General features: G+C 69.7%; 14 protein-coding genes. 11 read left to right on the top strand and 3 right to left on the bottom strand.

Annotated elements, in window-relative coordinates; genetic code table 11:
* Positions 1-37: 37 nt before the first annotated feature.
* From AC1U89_RS14845 to AC1U89_RS14830, 4 genes are all read left to right on the top strand, one after another.
* Positions 38-241, top strand: coding sequence for a hypothetical protein (locus AC1U89_RS14845; RefSeq protein WP_479900461.1), 204 nt, complete (start codon positions 38-40; stop codon positions 239-241).
* A gap of 219 nt (positions 242-460) precedes the next feature.
* Complete coding sequence (locus AC1U89_RS14840; protein ID WP_479900460.1) at positions 461-3,250, top strand: TonB-dependent receptor; 2,790 nt, start codon at positions 461-463, stop codon at positions 3,248-3,250.
* Between the two features lie 145 nt (positions 3,251-3,395).
* Positions 3,396-4,538 (top strand): YncE family protein, encoded by a 1,143-nt coding sequence (locus AC1U89_RS14835; RefSeq protein ID WP_479900459.1) that lies wholly within the window; start codon positions 3,396-3,398, stop codon positions 4,536-4,538.
* A gap of 272 nt (positions 4,539-4,810) precedes the next feature.
* Positions 4,811-5,089, top strand: a complete 279-nt coding sequence (locus AC1U89_RS14830) for an HU family DNA-binding protein (RefSeq protein WP_029912708.1) — start codon at positions 4,811-4,813, stop codon at positions 5,087-5,089.
* 180 nt (positions 5,090-5,269) lie between these two features.
* Here the strand turns inward: AC1U89_RS14830 and AC1U89_RS14825 are convergent, their stop codons facing one another.
* Together AC1U89_RS14825 and AC1U89_RS14820 are read right to left on the bottom strand one after the other, a co-directional pair.
* Entirely contained in the window at positions 5,270-6,088 is an 819-nt protein-coding gene (locus AC1U89_RS14825) for a LytR/AlgR family response regulator transcription factor (protein ID WP_479900458.1), read from the bottom strand.
* A gap of 13 nt (positions 6,089-6,101) precedes the next feature.
* Positions 6,102-7,157 carry a sensor histidine kinase gene (locus AC1U89_RS14820; RefSeq protein ID WP_479900457.1) on the bottom strand — a complete coding sequence of 352 codons (1,056 nt, stop codon included), beginning with the start codon at positions 7,155-7,157 and terminating at the stop codon, positions 6,102-6,104.
* 181 nt (positions 7,158-7,338) lie between these two features.
* Between AC1U89_RS14820 and AC1U89_RS14815 the strand changes: the two genes are divergently transcribed.
* The 6 genes from AC1U89_RS14815 (at position 7,339) to AC1U89_RS14790 (ending at position 13,523) form a co-directional block, all read left to right on the top strand.
* A complete protein-coding gene (locus AC1U89_RS14815; protein WP_479900456.1) occupies positions 7,339-7,605 on the top strand; it encodes a hypothetical protein in 267 nt (88 codons plus the stop codon).
* Complete coding sequence (locus AC1U89_RS14810; RefSeq protein ID WP_479900455.1) at positions 7,595-8,050, top strand: MarR family transcriptional regulator; 456 nt, start codon at positions 7,595-7,597, stop codon at positions 8,048-8,050. The genes AC1U89_RS14815 and AC1U89_RS14810 overlap by 11 nt, the downstream gene beginning before the upstream one ends.
* An 8-nt stretch (positions 8,051-8,058) precedes the next feature.
* Positions 8,059-8,589, top strand: coding sequence for a hypothetical protein (locus AC1U89_RS14805; RefSeq protein WP_479900454.1), 531 nt, complete (start codon positions 8,059-8,061; stop codon positions 8,587-8,589).
* Between the two features lie 251 nt (positions 8,590-8,840).
* The gene (locus AC1U89_RS14800; RefSeq protein WP_479900453.1) at positions 8,841-12,044 is read left to right on the top strand and encodes a TonB-dependent receptor; all 3,204 of its coding nucleotides are present in this window, start codon (positions 8,841-8,843) and stop codon (positions 12,042-12,044) included.
* Positions 12,045-12,175: 131 nt separating this feature from the next.
* The gene (locus AC1U89_RS14795; RefSeq protein WP_479900452.1) at positions 12,176-13,306 is read left to right on the top strand and encodes an aldose epimerase family protein; all 1,131 of its coding nucleotides are present in this window, start codon (positions 12,176-12,178) and stop codon (positions 13,304-13,306) included.
* A gap of 52 nt (positions 13,307-13,358) precedes the next feature.
* Complete coding sequence (locus AC1U89_RS14790) at positions 13,359-13,523, top strand: hypothetical protein (protein ID WP_479900451.1); 165 nt, start codon at positions 13,359-13,361, stop codon at positions 13,521-13,523.
* On the opposite strand, the gene AC1U89_RS14785 is transcribed toward AC1U89_RS14790, so the two are convergent.
* On the bottom strand, positions 13,520-14,194 hold the full coding sequence (locus AC1U89_RS14785; RefSeq protein ID WP_479900450.1) for a hemerythrin domain-containing protein: 675 nt from the start codon (positions 14,192-14,194) through the stop codon (positions 13,520-13,522). The genes AC1U89_RS14790 and AC1U89_RS14785 overlap by 4 nt on opposite strands.
* Positions 14,195-14,364: 170 nt before the next feature.
* Here AC1U89_RS14785 and AC1U89_RS14780 point away from each other — a divergent pair, with 170 nt between their 5' ends.
* Positions 14,365-14,832, top strand: coding sequence for a hypothetical protein (locus AC1U89_RS14780; protein ID WP_479900449.1), 468 nt, complete (start codon positions 14,365-14,367; stop codon positions 14,830-14,832).
* The last annotated feature ends 1 nt before the right edge of the window (position 14,833 follow it).

Genomic DNA, 14,833 nt, shown 5'->3' with positions numbered 1-14,833 from the left:
CCCGGAGCGGACGCGCTCCGGGGGCGTTACCCTGCCCATGGCCGAAACCCTCACCGTACCCCGCGACCTCGTCCAGCGCCTGCGCGCGCGGCTGCCCGCCGTGACGCGCGAGCACCTGTTCGACTGCTATGCGATCAGCGAAACCACCTGGACCAAGCTGCGCGACGGCAAGCCGATCAAGCGCTCGACGCTAGAGCGTATCCTCCAGCGCTACGAACGGTTGATGTCGCTGGCGGCGTGATGCCGGACCGGCATCACGACGTTCCGGAACGGCATTGGCGGCGCGCCGCCGGGGGCTCCTAGTCTCCTGGCGGGATGAGGTTCCGCCGCCGCTCCGAATGACCGGACCGCGCCGCCGCCCCTTCCCGAAAACAGGACCGAACACGGTCCGGACAAGTCCCGTCGGGAGGGAAAATACATGTCTACAGTTCAACGCCGCGTGTGGTTGGCGAGCGCGTCCATGGCCGCCGTCTGCTTCGGCCTCGCCGCAACCCCCGCCGCCGCGCGGCAGACCGCGCCGGCAGCCGCCGACGAGCAGACGTCGGTGGAAGAAGTGGTCGTCACCGGCTTCCGCTCCAGCCTGGCCAAGGCGCTGAACGTCAAGCGCGAGGAGTCGGCCGCCGTCGACTCCATCCTGGCCGAGGACATCGGCAAGTTCCCCGACCTGAACCTCTCTGAATCCATCCAGCGCATCCCCGGCGTCGCCCTGGCGCGCGACGGCGGCGAGGGCCGCCAGATCTCGGTGCGGGGCCTGGGTCCCCAGTTCACCCGCGTGCGCATCAACGGCATGGAAGCCCTGACCACCGCCGGGGGTTCGGACGCCGGCGGCGGCACCAACCGCGGCCGCTCGTTCGACTTCAACGTCTTCGCCTCGGACCTCTTCAGCGCCATCACCGTGCGCAAGACCGCCGAAGCGGCCATCGAGGAAGGCTCGCTKGGGGCCACGGTCGACCTGCGCACCGCCCGCCCCTTCGACTACCACGGCTTCAAGATGGCCGGCTCGGTGCAGGGCAGCTACAACGACCTGGCCAAGTCGACCAATCCGCGCGGCGCCTTCATGATCTCCAACACGTGGAAGGACGACACCTTCGGCGCGTTGCTGTCGGTGGCCTACACCAAGCGCCAGCTGGACGATCAGGGCTCCTCGACCGTCCGCTGGGCTACCGGCAACGCCTTCGGGCCCGGCTTCGACGCCCTGCCCAACGGCACGGGCCTGCCAACCACGGTCAACCCGGCGGCCGCCACCAACAACGCCGCCTTCCACCCGCGCTTCCCGCGCTACGACAACTACACCGACGACCAGAAGCGCCTGGGCGGCACCCTGTCGCTGCAGTGGCGGCCCAGCGACAAGACCCTGCTGAGCTTCGACGCCCTCTACGCCGACTTCAAGGGCACGCGCGAGGAGCAGTACCTGGAGGCGCCGTCGTTCAGCGTCGGCGGGGCCTGCACGGCCGCCAACGTCGCCACCTCGTGCGGCATCGCCCAGACCCACGTCGTCTCGTCGACGATCGACAGCAGCAACACCATGATCGCCGGCAAGTTCGACAACGTCGACCTGCGGGTCGAGAACCGCTTCGACGAGCTGGACACCAAGTTCACCCAGTTCGGCGTGAACCTCGAACAGAACCTCACCGACGACATCAAGATCACCGGCCTGCTCGGCCATTCGAAGTCCGACCACCAGAACCCGATCCAGACCACGGTCCAGTTCGACCAGTTCAACGTCCAGGGCTATTCCTACGACTATCGCGACGGCAACCTGCCCAAGATCGACTACGGCAGCGCGGCCCTGACCGACCCCAGCAAGTGGGTGCTGACCCAGATCCGCGAGCGCCCGCAGTCGGCGGTCAACACCTATGACGTCGCCCAGCTGGACGGCGAATGGGCCAATCTCGGCATCTTCAAGCTGAGCGCCGGCGGCGCGTACAAGGAATACAAGTTCAACACCACCGAGGTGCGCCGCTCGAACGGCACCAGCACCAATATCGAGCCCACCGTGCCGGCCGCCCTAGCCGCCATCGACCGCGCGACGTACGGCAAGATCGCCAACTTCGCCGGCGTCGACGTGCTGATCCCCGACGTCCAGACGGCCGCCTCGGTGCTCAGCCTCTACGACCAGACCGCCTATGGCGGCACGTTCAAGCTGGGCAAGGAGCCGGCGCTGGGCAACAACCGCGGCGTCGAGGAGAAGGACCTGGGCGGCTACGTCCAGGCCGACTTCAACACCGAGGTCGCCGGCCATCCCCTGCGCGGCAATTTCGGCGTCCGCTACGTCAAGACCAAACAGAACTCGAACGGCTACACCTATGTCAGCGGCGCGCCGGTGGCGATCGAGGCGTCGCGCGAATACAGCGACACCCTGCCGTCGATGAACGTGGTCTACGAGCCGATGGACAACTTCCTGATCCGCTTCGGCGCGGCCAAGGTGATGTCGCGGCCGGACCTGGGCAGCCTGACGCCGGGCGCGACGATCAGCGTCTCGGGCGCGGGCCGCAGCGTCAGCGCCGGCAACCCCAACCTCGACCCGTTCCGGGCCAAGGCCTACGACCTGTCGTTCGAGTGGTACTTCCAGCAGTCGGGCCTGCTGTCGCTGGCGCTGTTCAAGAAGGAGATCGGCAGCTTCGTCCAGACGCTGCAGACCAACTCGACCTTCACCGGCAACCCGTTCGGTCTGCCCGACAGCGTGGCCATCGCCGCCTGCGGCACCACCAACGGCTGCAGCGTGGACGCCCAGTGGCAGTTCACCGCCCCCAGCAACACGCCCGGCGGCGACCTGACCGGCTACGAGATCAACTACCAGCAGCCGCTGACCTTCCTGCCGGGCTTCCTCAGCCACACCGGCGTGCTGCTGAACTACACGCACGTCAAATCGTCGATCAACTACCTGAACGGCGCCGGCGCGGTGGTGGCCACGGCCAACCTGACGGGCCTGTCGCCCAGCTCGTACAACGCCACGATCTACTACGAGGACAGCAAGTGGAGCGCCCGGGCCTCGGTCGCCTATCGTGACAGCTACCTGACCCGCGTCCCGGGTTCGGAAGCCGGCACCAACGCCGACGGCACCAACGAGACGCTGAACGTCGACGCCTCGCTGCAGTACACGATCAACGACCACTTCAAGCTCACCTTCGAGGGGGTGAACCTGACCGACGAGTACCAGGACCAGTTCAACGACTCCGTCGCCGACCGGTCCTCGTTCTACCACCACACGGGTCGCGAGTTCATTCTGGGCGTCCGCTACACGTACTAGCTCCGGATGAAGCGGTCGCGCGGCGGATTTGTCCCCGCCGCGCCGCCGACAGCAGAGGTGCGCGGACGTCCCTCCCGGCGTCCGCGCGCTTTGCGTTTCACGACACCCCCTGGCGCGTCGCGCGCCGCACGGTCAGGATCGCCGCATGCTCACCCGCCCCCTCCTCGCCGCCGCCTTCGCCCTGGGTCTGGCGGGCGTCGGCCACGCCCAGATCGCGGTCTCGGCCAATGACGGCAAGCAGGTGCTGGACGACGGCGCACAGGTGGTTCCGGCCCATCCGCGCCCGGACTCGGTGTCGCTGATCGACCTGTCGGCTTCGCCGCCCCGGATCGTCGGCGAGGTCGCCGCCCCCACCAGCGTCATCGGCCCGCCGTCCAGCGTCGCGGTGGCCCCGGACGGGTCGTTCGCCCTGGTCACCTCGGCCCGCAGGGTCGACCCGGCCGACCCGACCCGGATCGTCCCCGACGACGTGGTCAGCGTGATCGACCTGAAGACCCGCAAGGTCACCGCCACCCTGCACGCCGGGGCCGGGGCCTCGGGGGTGTCGATCAACCGCGCCGCGACCCTGGCCCTGGTCGCCAACCGGGCCGAGGGCACGGTCAGCGTCTTCACCCTGGCGGGCGGCGTCGCCACGCCGGCCGGCAAGATCAAGGTAGGCGACCCGGACTCCTCGCCGGCCATGGTCATCTTCTTCGACGGCGACCGCCGGGCGCTGGTCTCGCGCGACCACGACCACAGGATCGTCCAGCTGACCGTCGACGGCGCGACCGTCACCCTGACGCCCGTGAGCCTGGCGGCGGGTCTGCGCCCCTACCAGATCGACACCGACGGGCCGCGCCGCTTCGCCGTGTCGGGCAACATCGGCGGCGGCGGTCGCGACGTCGACACCGTCAGCCTGATCGACCTGGCCCCGCCCGTCCCCGTCGTCGTCGACACCGTCGCCGTCGGCCTCACCCCCGAAGGGCTGAAGATGTCGCCCGACGGCCGTTACGTGGCCGTCAACGTCAACGAGGGCTCGAACCTGTCGACCAAGGCGCCGGGCTATCACGCCCAGGGCCTGGTCCAGGTCTGGCGGATCGACGGCCGACGGCTGGTCAAGGTGACCGAGGCCCCGGTCGGCGCCTGGGGCCAGGGCATCGCCTGGTCGCGCGATTCCCGGCGGCTGCTGGTCCAGTGCATGGTCGGCCAGACGGTCGAATCCTTCGCCTTCGACGGCCGGAAACTGCGTCACGAAGCGACCCTGGCCCTGCCCGCCGGCCCCGCCGCGATCCGCACCGCCGAACCCTAGCCGACCGATCCAACGGGCGATTCTCGCGGATTCGCCCGTCGCCTTCGCAACCGCACAATCGGCTGATCCTCTCGCCGACCCACAGATTTCCACAGCGATCAGCGTCGCCGAGCGCCTTTAAGGGGTTGATAGGGCGAGGATTTTCCGCAAGCTGACGGCCGCCCGCCTCCGTCGGATCGGCGCGTTAACCCTTGTTCTCAACATGAGGTGACAAAGCGCGTTTGGCCCGGCAGGGTTGGGTCTCTTTTGATTCCCAGCAGATGAGCTGATTTATGAACGTTTCGGATCTGGTCGACGCCGCCGTGGCCGCCGACGACAAGCTGACCAAGGCTCAAGCCAAGGCCATCATCGACGGCGTCTTCAAGTCGCTGACGACCGCCGCCGTGAAGGGCGAAGAAGTCTCGATCCCGGGCTTCGGCAAGTTCAAGGTCCAGGCCAAGCCGGCCCGCACCGGCCGCAACCCGTCGACGGGCGCCGCGATCGAAATCGCCGCCAGCAAGAAGGTCGCCTTCACGCCGGCCAAGCAACTGAAGGACGCCGTCAACGGCTAATCCCTCGGCGAGCGGCCGGCCTCACCGCCGGCCGCTCATCCCGGCCTTCAAGCGATTGAGCTGAAGCGCCCCCCCGCCGGTTCGCCCCACCTGGTCGAACGACGCGGCTCTTCCGGACAGCCCCTGGCGTCCGACGCGGCGGCTCCGCCCCGCACACGCACTCTCTCCAAGACATCGAACCTAGGACGGCTCGGACATCCGCGTCCGGCCCGACGAACGCCGGAACAGCCGCCGCACCGCCGCCGCGTGGCTGCGGCCCACCGCCGGCCGGGCGCCGGTCGACAGCACCGCCGTCAGCCCGCCTCCGGGGCGCGGCGCCAGCTGGGCCACCCGGTCGCGCTGGACCACCGCCGAGCGGTGGATGCGCACGAAGGCCTCGGGGTCCAGCCGTTCGACCAGGTTGCGGATCGAGTCCCGGACCAGATAGCTGCGCGTCCCCACGTGCAGGCGGACATAGTCGCGCTCGGCCTCGATCCAGTCGAGGTCGCGCACCAGCACCCGCTGGGCCCCGCCCCGGCCGTCGATCCACAGCTCGGTCTCGAAGCGGCTGTCGGCGGCGCGCCCGCCTTCCCGGAGGTCCTGGACGATGGCCCGCAGCTCGCCGATCCGCTGCTCGGCCTCGCGCGCCCGGATCTGGGCCCGGGCTCGGCCCAGGGCCTCGGCCACCCGCGCCCCGTCGAAAGGCTTGAGCAGATAGTCCACCGCCGCCAGGTCGAAGGCCTGGATGGCGTAGCGGTCGAAGGCGGTGGCGAAGATCACCACGGGGCCTTCCGGACCCGCCAGGGCGCGGGCCACGCTGACGCCGTCGCGGCCGGGCATCTTGATGTCGATGATCACCACCTGGGCGGCGGTCTCGCGCGCCAGGGCCAGGGCCTGGTCGCCGTCGCTGGCGGTCGCCACGATCCGCACGCCCTCGACCTCGCCCGTCAGGCGGCGCAGGCGGCGCAGCGCCAGCGGCTCGTCGTCGGCCAACAGGACGGTCAGGGCCTCGTCGCTCATGCCCGCKGCCCCCTCACGCCCGTTCCAGAGGCAGGTCCAGGCGCACCTGGAAGCCCCTGGGCTCGCGCGAGCCGCAGGTCAGCGTGGCCTCGTCGCCATAGCGGGTCTCCAGGCGGCGGCGGACGTTCTCCAGGCCCACGCCCAGGCCCGGGGGCCCGCCGACCGCCCCGACCCCGTCGTCGGTGACGGTGATCGACATCCGGCCGTCCTGATGGGCCGCGACCACCTCGATGACCAGCGGTTCGCTGCTGCGCGCCAGGCCGTGCTTGACCGCGTTCTCGATGATCGGCTGCAGGATCAGGTTGGGGACCAGGGCGTCGGTCAGGGCCTTGGGCGCGCGTTCGACATAGCGCAGCCGGTCGCCGAAGCGGATCTGCTCGATGGCCACGTACTGCCGCTCGCCGTCCAGTTCCTCGGCCAGGGTGACCATCTCGCGCACGTCGCGCTCCAGCGAGCGGCGCAGGAAGCCCGACAGGCCCAGGATCATCTGCTCGGCCCGGTCGTTCTGGCGCTCCATCACCAAGGTCGCCAGGGCATTGAGGGTGTTGAACAGGAAGTGCGGGCTGATCTGGTAGCGCAGCATGCGGTTCTGGGTCTCGGTGGCCAGCACCCGCGCCGCCTCCAGCTTGAACCGCGCCTCGCGCGCCGCCAGGTCGGCGTGGACGGCCGTGAAGATCGCCGCCCAGGCCGCGAAGAACCAGAACACCGTCCGGCCGATCAGCATCACGCCCCAGAAGGTCGACTCCGGCCAGCGCGGCAGGATCTCGCAATAGATCACGTAGTCGACCACGCCGAACACCAGCGCGCCGATCAGCGACAGCCCCGCGATCAGCGCCAGGCGCAGGCTGAACGGCCAGGGCGTCGAGCGCAGAAGCAGCGGCCGCATGGCCAGGCACAGCAGGGCGCCGAACACGCAGATGATGGCCCGGCGCACCGAGCCGTCCCAGAAATGCGGGGCCTTGGCGGTGACCCAGCTGAGGGTCAGGGCGGCGTAGGCCAGCAGCCAGACCCCCGCCGTGGCGATCAGGATGGTCCGGGACTGCTGCTGCGCGGCCGGCGTCGACGTCATGGGCCATTGTCGCCGCTGGCGGCCCGCGCGCAAAGCGCCGTTCGCAGACGGAGCGGCGCCGTTGGCAGACGATCCCGCCGCTCGCAGCAGGACGCCGACCGTTGGTCTCCCGACGCCTGACACCGCGCCCTCGGCTGGCAAGATCGACGGGCAAGAGTCGATGCTCACGGAGAGGGCCCAGATGACCGCGCGCGCCAAGGACATCCCGATGCTGACCCTGCGGGCGCAGATCACCATCGAGGTCTCCGCCCTGGACTATGTCGAGGCGGCCGAGCACCAGAGGCGGGCGCAGGCCCTGCTCGAGGTCGTCCGCGCCGAATACGCCACCGCCGCCTTCACCTTCCACCACCTGCGGCCCCGGCTGAACGGCGAGGCGAAGGCGGGCGAAGCCGCCCCGCGCCGCTACAAGACCCGTCCCAGCCTGCTGGCGGTCTATCATGACGGCTGAGGTCGTCCGCATCCGCCGCCGCGACGCCGTGCTGGCGGCGCTGGAGACCTTCCGGCGGATCCATCCCGCCATCAGCCTGACCAGCGTACGGGCCTTCCTCTATGTCGCCGAGAACCCCGGCATCAACGTCACCGAGCTGGGCCTGGCCTGCGGCCTGACCGACGCCGGAGCCTCGCGCGTGGCGCGCGCCCTGGCGGGGCCCGGGATCGACCGGCCCCTGCCGCCGTCCCTGGACCTGCTGGACTGCGTGGTCGGCGTCGAGGACCCGCGCGAGCGCCGGCTGTGGCTGTCGCCGCGCGGCCAGGCCCTGGCCGCCCGCATCGAACAGCTGATCGCCGCCCAAACCCCGATCCAGACCCCGATCGCCGCCGCGCCGGACCCCGCTCCGGTCGACGCCCGCGCGACGCCCGACACCGCCCTTCATCGCGCCACGCGCCCCAACTGAGATCGACCATGGCCCTGCCCTTTTCCCCGTCCCGTTCCGCGCGCGAGATCAGCCCCGCCCTGGCCGTCGTGGCCGGTGGCGTGACAGCCGCGCTGCTGGACATCACCTACGCCTTCAGCTTCTTCGGCCTGACGCGCGGGACCAGCCCMGAAAAGATCCTGCACTCGATCGCCAGCGGCGTGCTGGGCAAGGCCGCCTATGMGGGCGGCGCGGCCGCCGCGGCCCTGGGCGGCGCCCTGCACGTCGGCATCGCCCTGGTCATGGCCCTGGTCTACGTCACCGCCAGCCGCGCCCTGCCCGCCCTTAACCGCCGCCCCTGGCTGTGGGGACCGCTGTACGGGATCGGCTGCTACGTCGTGATGAACTACGTGGTCCTGCTGCTGCGGTTCGGTCCCCGCCCCCCGCCGCACCTGGACGTCCTGATCGGCGGACTGGCCATCCACATGTTCGGCGTGGGCCTGCCCATCGCCCTGTTCGCGGCCCGCGCGGCCTGGCGCGGCCCCTCGATCTCGACCCCCGCCCAAGCCTCCGCCGGCTGAGCGACGACGGCTTCCCGGACCACACCCGCGTCGACGATATCGGCGCGGGCTTTCGCACGTGAGTAATAGATTTTACAAAATACAGAACACGATAAATACACTTACGACCCTGTACACAAATTTAACCGTGTCAGTATCGCGACAACATTTCAGTATTTTAATAATCAACCCGCGATCTATTGACCACGACGACCGTAATTCGCTGTCTGAGACAACGCGAAATCTCTTCGCGCTCACACACAGGGGGTTACATGTCCACCCATTCGAGTTCGCAACATCGACGATCCGCCTCGCGCCGCGGACGGCTGCTGGCCACGACCATGGCGGCCGGCCTGGCCTCGGCCGCGCCGCCCGCCTCCCTCCTGGGGCTGGCGCTCCTGGCCGGCCTGGCGCCGCACCAGGCCCAGGCCCAGGACTACAGCTCCGGCGCTCTGGCCGGCACGGTGACCGACGCTTCCGGGACGCCGGTGGCCGGCGCCGCGGTCAAGGTCAAGTCTCTGGCCCAGGGCTTCGAACGCGACCTGGTCACCGACGCCGACGGCCGGTTCCGCATCGCCCTGATCCCGTCGGGCGGCTATGCGGTGTCGATCAGCAAGGCCGGGTACCAGCCGGTCGACAACTCCAACGTCCGCGTCACCGTCGGCTCGACGGCCAATTTCGGCTTCACGATCAACGAGGAAGGCGCGAGCGTCTCCGAGGTGGTGGTCACGGGCACGGCCAATCCGCAGCTGGACTTCGCGGGCACCACGACCGGCCTCGTGGTCGACGTCGAGACCCTGAGCAAGCAGGTGCCCATCGCCCGCAACGTCACCGCGCTGGTGTTGCTGGCCCCGTCGGCCGTGCCCGCCGACTCCGCCACCAACTTCGTCGTCCAGGGCCAGTCCCAGCCGGCGGTGGGCGGCGCCTCGGTCGGTGAAAACGTCTTCTACATCAACGGCCTGAACATCACCAACTTCGTCAACGGCATCGGCGCGGCCGTGGTGCCGTTCGAGTTCTACAAGTCGGTCGAGGTCAAGACCGGCGGCTATCCCGCCGAGTTCGGCCGCGGCACCGGCGCGATGGTCAACGCCGTGACCAAGTCGGGCTCCAACGACTTCACCTTCGCCCTGCACGGCAGCTACGAGCCCGACAAGTGGCGCGAGCAGATGCCCAACACCACCATCTCGCGGAACTCGCTGGCCCGCCGCACCGACAACAGCCTGACGGTCGAGGCCGGCGGCCCGATCATCCGTGACCGGCTGTTCTTCTACGGCCTGGCCACGTTCCAGGACCTGAGGGTGGAGAACGGGACCAACAACCCCAACCCCGCGCCCGGCGTCACGCGCGCCAGCGTCACCAAGGATCGCACCGCCGATCCGTTCTACGCCTTCAAGCTGGACGCCTACGTCACCGACCGCCAGCACCTGGAGCTGACCTATTTCGACACCAGCCGGAAGCGCAAGCGCGACACCTACCAGTACCTGCTGGCCAATGATCAGATCCTGCCCGACCGCTCCAGCGCCGACAGCCTGTACCAAGGCGGCGAGAACTACGTGGCGCGCTACACCGGGACCTTCACCGACTGGCTGACCCTGTCGGCCGCCTACGGCCGCAGCGAGGTCGACAACAAGTCGATCAGCAACCTGCTGACCGAGCCGCTGATCCAGGACAACCGCTCGGGCACGGCCACCACCGTCAGCCGCCAGACCGCCAGCTCGTCGACCGTGCCGTCCCTGGCCAACCGCGAATTCTACCGGGCCGACGCCGACCTCTATTTCAAGTTCTTCGGCGACCACCACATCCGCGGCGGCTTCGACGAGGAGAAGACACTGCTGACCCAGTTCACCGTCCGCAACGGCACGCGCAACTGGATCTACCGCAAGGCCGGGGCCAGCGGGGCCCAGGGCGGCGCGATCGGGCCGAACCAGGAATATGTCGAGATGCGCCGCTTCGAGTCCGGTGGCGGCTACACCGGCAAGAACAAGGCCTACTACATCCAGGACGCCTGGGACGTGACCGGCGACCTGACCCTGAACCTCGGCGTCCGCAAGGACCAGTTCAAGGTGATGAACCCGCTGGGCCAGGCCTTCTCGCAGTTCGACGACGAGATCGCCCTGCGCCTGGGCTTCGCCTACGACCTGTTCGGGAACCGCACCGACAAGCTGTACGGCTCGTACGGACGCACCTACCTGCCGGTGGCCTCGAACACGGCGTTCCGCGCCGCCTCGCCGGCCATCGACGCCTCGGAGTTCTTCTTCCCGATCGGCGGGCCGGGCTCGACCTTCACCCTCGACCCCGCGACCGGCAAGCCGATCGGCGGGGTGGGCGTCCAGGCCACGGGCGGCAGCCTGGTGCCCTGCGTGGCCACGGTGAAGAGCATCGCGCCGGTCAACACCCAGGCCTGCGTGATCCGCAACAACGGCCTGGCGCCGGCGCCCGACACCGTCTCGGCCCTGAACCTGAAGTCGACCTACCAGGACGAGTACATCATCGGCTACGAGCACCGGATCGACGCCCTGTGGAAGGTCGGCGTGAACCTGACCTACCGCAACCTGGGCCGGGTCAGCGAGGACACGGTGATGGACCAGGCGATCCGGGTCTGGTGCTCGGCCAACGGCTACGCCCAGACCAACGCCGCCAAGACCGGCTGCACCGACGTCTGGAACGGCTCGCACCAGTTCCTGATCATCAATCCGGGCAGCGACGTGGTGGTCAAGCTGTCCAATCCCCTGCCCGGCGAGACCACCGCCAAGACGATCACCATCAGCGCCCAGCAGATGGCCTTCCCCAAGGCCAAGCGTGAATATCTGGGGCTGGAGCTGAACTTCGACCGCGAGTTCGACGGCAAGTGGGGCCTGCGCGGCTCTTACGTGCTGTCGGAGTCGAAGGGCAACTTCGAAGGGGCGGCCCGCTCCGACAACGGCCAGACCGACGCCGGCATCACCGTCGACTTCGACCGCCTGGCCTATGTCCCCGGCACCTACGGCCTGCTGCCCAACCACCGCGGGCACCAGATCAAGCTGTTCGGCTCGTACGCCGTGCTCGACGACCTGCTGCTGGGCGGCAACCTGTMGGTGCTGTCGCCGCGCAAGTACGGCTGCATCGGCCTGGCCCCGCCCAACTCGGCGCCGGACTGGCAGGAGGCCAACGGCGACGGGGCCAACGCCCGCTTCTGCGGCGGCAAGATCGTCAACCGCGGGACCTCGTTCGAGAGCGACTGGATCACCCGGTTCGACGTCTCGCTGCGCTACACGGTGCCCGCCCGGTTCGTGCCGGTCGTGCCGGTGGTGGGCAGCAAGACCGACAGCAACCTCGTGCTGCGGGCCGACATCTTCAACCTGTTCAACCTGCAGGGCGGCACCGACTACGACGAGTTCGGCGAGACCGCCGGGGGTCTGGCCAGCCTGACCTACGGCCAGGTCCGCGCCTACCAGACGCCCCGCTCGGTGCGCCTGGGCTTCGACTGGCAGTTCTAGCCCGGCGAAGACTTGACCCGAAATCGGGAGGCCGTTTCCGATCCGTMGGAAGCGGCCTCTTGATCTCGCCCATCGTTTGGCTGACACCGGTTTCCAGAACAGCTCCACACGAGCGATCCGGGAAGGAAACCATGGCTGTCGCCGCGTACAGGACCCTGACCCTCGCCACCGCCGCCCTGCTGCTGGCCGCCGGCCCGGCCCTGGCCGCCGAAGCCACGCGCGCGCCCTACGGCGTCACCGCCGCCGGCGCGCCGGTCGAGGTCTTCACGCTGAAGAACGACCACGGCATGAGCGTGAAGGTGCTGTCGTACGGCGGCGTCATCACCCAGGTGAACGTCCCCGACCGCCAGGGCCGGGTCCAGAACGTGGTCCTGGAGCTGGCCGACCTGAAGGCCTACGAGGCCCGGGCCAATTTCAGCTCGCTGCTGGGCCGCTACGCCAACCGCATCTCGAACGGCGGCTTCACGATCGACGGGACCCGATACGACCTGCCCAGCGGCGCCGAGGGCGTCTCCTCGCACGGCGGTCCCACCGGCTTCGCCACGCGGCTGTGGACGGGGACGACCTTCCAGCGCCACGGCGCGGCGGGCGTGACCCTGGCCTACACCGCCGTCGACGGCGAAGGCGGCTATCCCGGGACCCTGAAGGCGACCGTGACCTATACGGTCACCCGCAAGAACGCCCTGCGCATCGACTACCAGGCCGTCACCGACAAGCCGACGGTGATCAACCTCAGCCACCACGTCTATTTCAACCTGGCGGGCGGCGGGACCGTCTACGACCAGACCGCCCAGGTGCTGGCCCAGACCTTCACCCCGATCAACGCCCGCAAGCTGCCGACCGGCGAGATCGCCCCGGTGGCCGGCACGGCCCTGGACCTGCGCAAGCCCACGCGGCTGGGCGACCGGGTCACGGCCGACGATCCGCAGATCAAGTTCGCCAACGGCTTCGACCACAACTTCGTCGTCGACGGCGGCGGGCGCGGCCGGCTGGTCCCGGCCGTGCGGGTGGTCGACGCCGCCAGCGGCCGCACCCTGGAGGCGGCCACCACCCAGCCGGGCGTCCAGCTGTTCACCGCCAACAGCTTCAATGGAACGCTGAAGCGACCCGACGGGACCGGCCTCGAGAAGGGCGCGGGCCTGGCGATCGAGACCCAGCACTTCGCCGACAGCCCCAACCACCCGAACTTCCCGTCCACCATCCTGCGGCCGGGCCAGGTGTTCAAGCAGACGACCGAGTTCCGCTTCGGGATCGCGAAGTAGCGGCAACCCATCGCCGGGTCGGACGCTGACTCCTGCTCGACAGGAGATCGCCATGACCGACCGAAAGAGCGAAGAAGACCTGGAAGACGCGCTGAAAAAGCAGCCTCGGCCCGACCTCGAGGACCAGGGCGACATCGCCGCCGACGACGCCGGCGCGACGGCCCTGGCCGAACGGGTCAGCAAGGCCGCTGGGGTCCAGGGCGAGCCCGAGGACTAGGCCGCCACGCCCAGGCGGGCCAGGTCCTCCAGGTCGTTGGCGCCCAGGGTCGCCCGCACCGCGTGCTCGAACACCGCCGCGAAGGCCTCCGGCGGCGCGCCGGCCTTCATGCCGCCCAGCATGCCTGCCCGCTCGTCGCGGTTCATCGCCGGGATCATGATGCGCATGAAGGCGATCGTGTCCTCGGGCGTCAGGCTGGAGATGATGGCCATCTCCATCCCGATCAGCTCCTCATCGGTGAACAGGGCGCACAGGCGCGGCCAGGTCGTGGTCTCCTCCTCGTGCATGTGGGCCAGGTCCTCCGACACCAGCTGGGCGAACTCCAGATAGAGGGCGCGGCCGGCCTCGGGACCGCCGCCGGCCTCGACGGCGCGGAGGCGGTGCTCGACCTCGGCGAAGCGCGCGCGATGGTGGCCGTGCTGGTGATCCAGCCGCGCGGCGGCCTGGGGCGCGCGGGCGTCCAGCGCCGGATGGATGTGGGCCTCCTCGTGCGCCAGGTGCTTGGCGCCCAGGCGCAGGTGCTCGCGCAGGTCGGCCAGCAGCGGCGCCTGGTCCGCGCGCCAGTCGGCCCAGCCCAGCCGGCCCATCAGCTCGGCGTGGGCCCGGCGCAGGCCCTTGTGGATCGGCCCATAGATGTCGTGACGCGGCGTGGGCGCCGGTGCGGTTTGCATGTCGATCGTTCCCGGAATGGAGGCGCCCGCCGGCGGGGGCCGTGGGCGAAGGCCGGGACCTCTAGCGATCGTCGTTCTCCCACTCATCCTAAATGGTTCCTAAGCGCCGCCGCCCTTTCCTAAGATCGTCCTATCCGCCTAGACTTCCCGGACTTCTGCAGGGGCGAGGCGTGCTGAATCGCGAGCTGATCGGGTTCGTCCACGAGCCGGTGATGATGATCCTGGCGGTGCGGGACCTGGAGGGCCGCCCGGCGATCGCGCGCGGCCTGGGCGCCCGGGCCTCGGACGACGGGACGCGCCTGGACGTCTTCTTCTCGCGCGCCCAGTGGCCGGAGGTCGCGGGCGGCTGCACGAGCGGCGCCGGCCTGGCCGTCACCTTCTGCCGGCCGGCCACCTACCGGACCTACCAGGTCAAGGGATGCGTGCTGGACGCCGGCCCTCTCGACGCCGCCGACCTGGCCCTGGCGCGGCGGTACGTGGCGGACACGCGGGCCGTCCTGAACGGCCTGGGCGTCGCCGACGGCCTGATCGACCACTGGCTGGTCGACCGCGAGCTGGTCCGCGTGGGCATGAGCCCCCTGTCGGTCTACGACCAGACCCCCGGCCCCCAGGCGGGCCGGGCCCTGCAGGACGCCTGAC

It is taken from the genome of Caulobacter sp. 05T431, from assembly GCF_056665975.1.
The sequence above is the reverse complement of the archived record's forward strand: the minus strand, read 5'-3'. Positions and strand labels throughout refer to the sequence as shown.